Source organism: Pseudomonas morbosilactucae (genome assembly GCF_023241665.1).
Classification (GTDB): domain Bacteria; phylum Pseudomonadota; class Gammaproteobacteria; order Pseudomonadales; family Pseudomonadaceae; genus Aquipseudomonas; species Aquipseudomonas morbosilactucae.
Genome location: NZ_JALQCX010000096.1, coordinates 1 through 6,763, shown reverse-complemented (window position 1 = coordinate 6,763; position 6,763 = coordinate 1). Strand labels below are relative to the sequence as shown.

General features: G+C 65.4%; 8 protein-coding genes. 4 read left to right on the top strand and 4 right to left on the bottom strand.

The genetic code is table 11. The features are described 5' to 3' along the window. Nucleotides 1-63: 63 nt before the first annotated feature. Complete coding sequence (locus tag M1B35_RS31625; RefSeq protein ID WP_268264041.1) at nt 64-1,143, bottom strand: fatty acid desaturase; 1,080 nt, start codon at nt 1,141-1,143, stop codon at nt 64-66. Between the two features lie 100 nt (nt 1,144-1,243). Between M1B35_RS31625 and M1B35_RS31620 the strand changes: the two genes are divergently transcribed. After that, nucleotides 1,244-2,248, top strand: coding sequence for an AraC family transcriptional regulator (locus tag M1B35_RS31620; RefSeq protein WP_123328943.1), 1,005 nt, complete (start codon nt 1,244-1,246; stop codon nt 2,246-2,248). A gap of 27 nt (nt 2,249-2,275) precedes the next feature. Here the strand turns inward: M1B35_RS31620 and M1B35_RS31615 are convergent, their stop codons facing one another. After that, on the bottom strand, nt 2,276-3,661 hold the full coding sequence (locus tag M1B35_RS31615) for a heavy metal sensor histidine kinase (RefSeq protein WP_268264040.1): 1,386 nt from the start codon (nt 3,659-3,661) through the stop codon (nt 2,276-2,278). Then, complete coding sequence (locus M1B35_RS31610) at nt 3,651-4,331, bottom strand: heavy metal response regulator transcription factor (RefSeq protein ID WP_123328939.1); 681 nt, start codon at nt 4,329-4,331, stop codon at nt 3,651-3,653. The genes M1B35_RS31615 and M1B35_RS31610 overlap by 11 nt, the downstream gene beginning before the upstream one ends. A 137-nt stretch (nt 4,332-4,468) precedes the next feature. Between M1B35_RS31610 and M1B35_RS31605 the strand changes: the two genes are divergently transcribed. Then, nucleotides 4,469-4,948: a GlcG/HbpS family heme-binding protein gene (locus M1B35_RS31605; protein ID WP_268264039.1), complete on the top strand. Its 480-nt coding sequence runs from the start codon at nt 4,469-4,471 to the stop codon at nt 4,946-4,948. 29 nt (nt 4,949-4,977) lie between these two features. Continuing rightward, nucleotides 4,978-5,388, top strand: a complete 411-nt coding sequence (gene uraH, locus M1B35_RS31600; protein WP_123328935.1) for a hydroxyisourate hydrolase — start codon at nt 4,978-4,980, stop codon at nt 5,386-5,388. A 24-nt stretch (nt 5,389-5,412) separates the two neighbouring features. Here the strand turns inward: uraH and M1B35_RS31595 are convergent, their stop codons facing one another. Further along, on the bottom strand, nt 5,413-6,096 hold the full coding sequence (locus tag M1B35_RS31595; RefSeq protein WP_268264038.1) for a Crp/Fnr family transcriptional regulator: 684 nt from the start codon (nt 6,094-6,096) through the stop codon (nt 5,413-5,415). A gap of 103 nt (nt 6,097-6,199) precedes the next feature. On the opposite strand from M1B35_RS31595, the gene M1B35_RS31590 reads away from it, so the two are divergent. After that, nucleotides 6,200-6,724: an Mpo1 family 2-hydroxy fatty acid dioxygenase gene (locus tag M1B35_RS31590; RefSeq protein ID WP_268264037.1), complete on the top strand. Its 525-nt coding sequence runs from the start codon at nt 6,200-6,202 to the stop codon at nt 6,722-6,724. Nucleotides 6,725-6,763 lie beyond the last annotated feature (39 nt).

Sequence of the window (6,763 nt, the reverse complement as noted above, 5' to 3'; positions counted from 1 at the left end):
CCGGCGATGAGGCCCTTGGATTTTGCGGCGTTCTCAGAGGCGCAATCACTGGCAAGCCAGGGCCTATAGGTCTCCCAGCAGGGCATCCACGGGTTGTTCCTGGGCGCTTGGCTTGGGATGGAAGCGGTTGGCTCGGGCAAAGGTACCGAAGTCGTTGAAGCGCACGCCCATTTGCGCCATCACCCGGTGGGCCACGGGGGCGGTCATCTGGCGGAGGTAAAACGGTTCCTTGACCACAAAATGGTGAATGCCGTGGGTGCTGCCGAAGTTGCAGCAGAACGCTTGCAACGGCCACATCCACCAGGGGTTGAGCACCTGAGTCTGCTGGATCACGTTGCCGAGCTCGACATCGCCGTAGTAGTGCATGTTCGAACTGACAAAGTGCAGGCAGAAAGTGCGCAGCACATTGGGCGCGATGATCACCACGGCAGCGATATCGATGACCTTCATCACTGCCAGGGTGGTGGCCGACCATTCGATGGGCGCGCCCAGCAGGCCGGCGATGCCATTGGCCGCGTGAAACCCCAGGAACACGTACCACGCGCCCCAGTGCAGCAACGCCAGGGGCGCATAAACCAGCAACGTGCGCTTGATGATGCTGAGCCGATGCCTCCAGGTCTTGGCCCGCAGGGTGCGGATCAGCGACGACATCATGTTGTCCCCAACCATCAGCAGACGGGCGATACCCCAGGGTTCGCCATTGGTAATGGCGCGCTCTTCCATGTCGGCCTCGGTGCCCGAGACCTTGTGGTGGTTGAGGTGCAGGTGGCGGCGGATCCACGGGTTGATGGTGCTGGGTCGCGCCAGCCAGACCAGCGCCAGCATCAGGTTGTGGGGCAGGCGCTGCTTGCGGAAATACATACTGTGGATCAGGTCGTGTTCCAGCTCGTGGGTCAGGGAGGCAAAGAACGCGTTGAGCAGCAGGCAGACCCACCAGGCCAGGTGCCCGGTGATATAGAGCGTCGCCGAACCAAGCATGCCGGCCAAGGCGAAGGCCAGGATGCCGGCGCCCAGGGCGTCCTGGTGTCGCAACACGGGGTAGCGCTGGCGCAGTTGCGCGCCACGGGCCAGCACCACTTCACGAATGTACGCGGCCCGTTGCTGTGCGTTCATCCGTTCGGGACTTGCAGAAGTACCGTGCATGCTTCCATCCTCTGCTGATTGATGCTCGCATCCTGCCCTGGGCCCCCGCCCCGGGCGCTAGCCGTGAACGCCAACCTGTTGACCGGACGCGCCAATCAGCATGAATGAACCCACTTCCCTCGCCAGCTGGACCCGCGCCTTGCGCAAACAACTCGATGCCCTGGGCCTCGACAGCGAAGCGTTGTGCCGCGAAGCCGGGCTCGACCCACAGTGGATGGACGACCCCAACGCCCGTTATCCGCTGTCGGCCACCACCCGCCTGTGGGCCCTGGCGGTGCAGGCCAGCGGCGACCCGGCCCTCGGTTTACGGGTTTCGCGCTTTGTCAGCCCCACCACCTTCCATGCCCTGGGTTATGCCCTGGTGGCCAGCGGTAGCCTGCGGGAAGTGTTCGAGCGCATCGTGCGTTATCACCCGGTGGTCAGCGACGCCCTGGAACTGCAACTGACCCGCACCGAGGACTGCTACCGCTTCAACCTCAAGGTTCCGGCGGGCTGCCCGACACCGGCCTACGAGGCCATCGATGCGTTTGCCGCGATCTATGTGCGCACCTGCCGCAATCGCCTGGGCCGGGACTACGCGCCACTGGCGGTGTACTTGCGCCGCCCCGAGCCGGCGGACCCGTCGCCGTGGCACAAGGTGTTTCGTTCACCGGTGTGGTTTGCCCAGGACCAGGACTGCCTGGAGTTCGGCCTGCACGACTTCGACAGCCACCTGGACGATGCCAACCCGGAGTTGGCCGAACACAATGAAACCGTGCTCAAGCGGACGATGGCCCAACTCCAGCCCCTGACCTGGGAGCGCAAGGTGCGCGAGGCCATCGAGGCCCAGTTGCCGGAAGGCGAACCGTCGGCGGAGCGCATTGCCCAGGCCCTGCACCTGAGCCTGCGCAGCTTGCAACGGCACTTGGCGGATGAAGGCTGCCGCTTTGACACCTTGCTCAACGAGTGCCGGGAAAACCTGGCGCTGCTGCACCTGCGCGACCCGCAGTGTTCTTTGGGCGAGATCAGCTACCTGCTGGGCTTTGCCGACGCCAGCAGCTTCAGCCGTGCCTTCAAGCGCTGGACCGGCATGACCCCGGGGCAGTTTCGCGACGGCTTGCGCTGAGCCGTTCACCCGCCCGCCAGGGCGACCTCAGGGCATTGCAAACCCCAGTTCGAACAACGTGCCACGGGCATCGCTGCACACCCGTACCTGGCCGCCGTGCAACTCCATGATCGAGCGCACGATGGCCAGGCCCAGGCCACCGGAATCCCCCGGTTCGGCCCGCGATGGGTCGACCCGATAGAAGCGATCGAACAACCGCCCCAGATGCTCCGGCGCGATGGCCGGGCCCTGGTTGTGCACCTGCAGCCAGCACATTCCCGGCTCGTCGCGACGCACCAGGCGGATCCCCGTGCCCGGGTCGGCGTGCCGCACCGCATTGGCCAGCAGGTTGCCCAGGGCGCGCTGGAGCAGTTGCTGATCGGCCCGCAGTTCACCGCTGAAGGTGTTTTCCAGGCGCAGCCCACGGTCATCGGCCAGGGCTTCGAAGTAGTCGCAAAGTTCCTCGCCCACCGCGGCCAGGTCCAGCGAGCGCCGGTCCAGGGCTCGCTCGGCCTGTTCGGCACGGGCCAGGAACATGAGGTTCTCCGCCATGCGCTTGAGGCGTTCGAACTCTTCCATGTTCGAGGCCAGCACCTCTTGGTATTCGGCTTCGCTGCGGGGCTGGCTGAGGGCCAGGCCATTGCTGCCCAGCAAGTTGTGCAACGGCGTGCGGATCTCGTGGGCCAGGTCGGCGGAGAACTGCGACAGGCGCTGAAAGCTCTCTTCAAGCCGCGCCAGCATGGCGTTGAGGGCCTGCACCGGCTCATGGAATTCTGCGGGAATGCCAGCGCTTTGCAGGCGCCGGTCGAGGTTGCGCAGGTCGATGCCGCGCACCGACTCGCTGAGCTGGCGCAGGGGCCGCAAGCCCCGGCGCAGCAGCAACAGGCCCAAGGCGAAGGCCAGCAAAGCGCCCAGGCCAACGGCCAGGTACAGGCGCAGGCGATAACTGGCCAGCATCTGCTCGCGCTCGCTCAAGACCTTGCCGGCCACCACCGTCAGCGCCTCGCCCTTGGGCCCCTGGGCTTGCCCGGCCAGCAGTGCCACGGCCACGCCCTGGGCGCCGGGCCACAGGCTGATGTCGCCGCGCTGCGGCCGCTGTTCCCGGGGGAGGGCCCGCAGTTCGGGCAGGCGTTGGTGCCGAGGGTTGATGTCGATCACCGTCGAACCGTCGGCCCGCTGCACCCGCAGCAGGCTGTCCTGATTGCCGAGCATGTTCTGGTACAACCGTGGCCGGGCCTGCAAGGCGTCGAGGCTGTCGCTGTCTTGCAGCAGGGCACGCACCTGCTCCAGGCGCCCGAGCAGGGCCAGGTCATCGCGAAAGGCAATTTCGCTGGCCAGGGAGCGGTAGAGAAACACCCCGATCACGCTCAGCACCAGAGCGCAGACGGCGGCGAACGCCAGGGCCAGGCGCCAGGCGATGGACTTAGAGCGCATCGTCCGGGGCTTCCAGCTGGTAGCCGACGCCGCGCACGGTGTGGATCAGCTTGGGCATGTAAGGGTCATCGACCTTGGAGCGCAGGCGGCGCACCGCCACTTCCACCATGTTGGTGTCACTGTCGAAATTCAGGTTCCACACCTGGGAGGCGATCAGGGTTCGCGACAGCACTTCACCCTGGCGGCTGGCCAGCAGGTGCAGCAGGGCGAACTCTTTGTTGGTCAGGGCAATGCGCTGGCCGCCACGGCTGACCCGGCGCCGAAGCACGTCGATCTCCAGGTCCGCGATGCTGTAGGACTCGGCCTCGCGCAGCGGGCCACGGCGCAACAAGGTGCGAACCCGAGCCAACAACTCGGCAAAGGCGAAGGGTTTGAGCAGGTAATCGTCGGCGCCCAGCTCCAGGCCGCGCACCCGGTCCTCGATGGCGTCCTTGGCGGTCAGGAACAGCACCGGCGTGGCGCCGCGCTGGCGGACCAGTTGCAACAGTTGCCAGCCGTTGAGCCCTGGCAGCATCACGTCGAGGATGATCAGGTCGTACTCCTGCTGCTCGATGAAATACCGCCCGTCCAGGCCATTGAGGGCCACATCCACGGCAAAACCTGACTCGCCCAGGCCCTTGGCGAGGAAATTCGCCGTCTTGGCCTCGTCTTCAACTACCAGCAACCGCATGGGCGCACCTCTAAATAGATCCGCACAGGCTAGGCGCGTTGGCCGCGCTTGCCCATTACAAACTTGTAATCCAACTGACGAGGTTCTGACGAGGGCCGCTGGTTAAGGTGCCGGCCTACGTTTTCGGAGCCCCACCCATGATCTGCAAACCCCTTGTCTTGAGCCTTGGCCTGACCCTGGCCGGCACTGCCCTGGCGGCCCCCGAGCTGCCGCGCCACGCCGACCTGGACCTGAACACCGCCCGTCAGCTGGCCGATGCCGGCCTCAGCCAATGCAGCGCCGCCTTCACCGTGCTCGACCGTGGCGGCAACCTGTTGCTGGCCCTGCGCAGCGACGGCGTCGGCCCGCACAACAGCCTGGCCAGCCAGCGCAAAGCCTATACCGCGCTGTCCACCAAGACCCCGACCCGACTGTTCGCCGAGCGCGCCCGCAACAACCCGGAAGCGGCCAACCTCAACACCTTGCCGGAGCTGCTGTTGCTCGGTGGCGGCGTGCCGCTGTTCGCCGGCAACGAGCTGGTGGGCGCCCTGGGCATCGCCGGGGCTGGCGGCGCCGCACAAGACGAAAGCTGCGCCCTCAAGGCCGCCGAACAGGTCGGCCTGCGCAGCAGCCTGTAAACCCCTTCAACCATCCCGAGGAAACGAGCATGAAGACCCTGCGTAACACCCTGGCCGCCATCGGCCTGTTCAGCCTGTCGAGCCTGGCCCTGGCGGCCGGCAACCCGTTGAGCGTGCACGTACTGAACCTGGAGAACGGCCTGCCGTCCCCCGGGGTCAAGGTCACCCTGGAACAGCACGTGGGCAGCGACTGGAAAACCCTGGCCCAAGGCACCACCAATGAACAGGGGCGCATTGCCGAACTGTTCCCGGCGGACCGGGCGTTTGTCGCCGGCGAGTATCGGGTGGTGTTCAAGACCGGCGAGTATTTCAAGCAAGCCAAGCGCGAAACGTTTTTCCCGGAGATCCCGGTGATTTTCGAGGTCAAGCAGACCGAGCAGCACTACCACATTCCGTTGCTGCTCAGCCCTTACGGGTTCTCGACCTATCGCGGTTCGTAGGCAGCGGCTTGGCGGCGCTGGCGCCTAGAGTGTCAGGGCGCGCAGGCGGGCGGGGTCGAGGATTTCGATCTCGCCATAGCCCAGCTGGAGTATGCCCTGGTGCTGCAGGTCCTTGAGGATCTGGTTGGTGGTCTGGCGCGACAGCGACAGCATCAGCGCCAACTGCTCCTGGGGCAGTTGCAGCACCCGCCGCGCCTGCTCGACCTCGCCATAACCGGCGGCGATCGCCAGCAAGCGATGGGCCAACCGCGCCGGGGCTGGCATCAGGCTCAATTGTTCGAGGTTGATAAAAGCCAGGCGCAGTTTGTGGCTCATCAGCAAGGCCAACAGCCGCCAGTACTGCGGTTGCTCGTCGAGCAGCGCCAGCAGCGCGCTATGGGGCACATGCAACAGGGTGCAGGGACCTTCGGCACAGGCATCGTGGGTCCGTGGCTGGCCATCGAACAGGCTGATCTCGCCAAACCAATGGGGCGCTTCCACCAGGCTCAGCAAGGCTTCCTTGCCTTGCTCACTGACCGTGCCCACGCGCATCGCGCCTTCCAGCACGGCGTACAAACCACAGGGCGGGTCGCCCCTCCGGAACAACAGCTGCCCCGCCGCCAACCGGCGCAAACGCGCAGCGCCCAGCACACTATTCTGTAATTCAACGGGCAAATGGCTGAACCATTGACCGCTCGACAGGCGTTGCCGCCAGGCCTGCATGTCCATAAGTCGTGGTGCCCACTCAACGCTGCGAAAGGATTGTCGTCTAGCCGACAGAACCCGGCCCCGGGGGCCAGGCATGATCGGACACCCTACAGGAGGAACAACAATGAAAAGCCTCGTCGACCACCTCAGTCAATACGCTGCCTACCATCGCGACCCGCGCAATATCGCCAGCCACTTTATCGGCATCCCGATGATCGTGGTGGCTGTTGCGGTGCTGCTGTCGCGTCCCGCTTGGTCACTGGGGGGCCTGTGGCTGTCGCCAGCTCTGTTGCTGGCCCTGGCCTCCTCGGTGTTCTACCTGCGCCTGGAACGGCGCCTGGGCGTGCTGATGACGCTGCTTATGGGGTTGTCGGTGTGGGCCGGGCAGGTGCTGGCGGCGCAAAGCACCGGGCTCTGGCTGGGCAGCGGCCTGGGCCTGTTCGTGATTGGCTGGGTGATCCAGTTCGTCGGCCATTACTACGAAGGGCGCAAACCGGCGTTTGTCGACGACGTGACGGGGCTGATTGTCGGCCCGTTGTTCGTGGTGGCGGAGTTGGCGTTTCTGCTGGGGTTGCGCCACGACCTGAAACAGCAGATCGAACAGCGCTCGGGGCCGGTGCGGCCCAACCCGCGCAATTCACATGCATAAGCCCTGGCTGGCGATGAGAGCCTGAAGATCAGCGGTGAT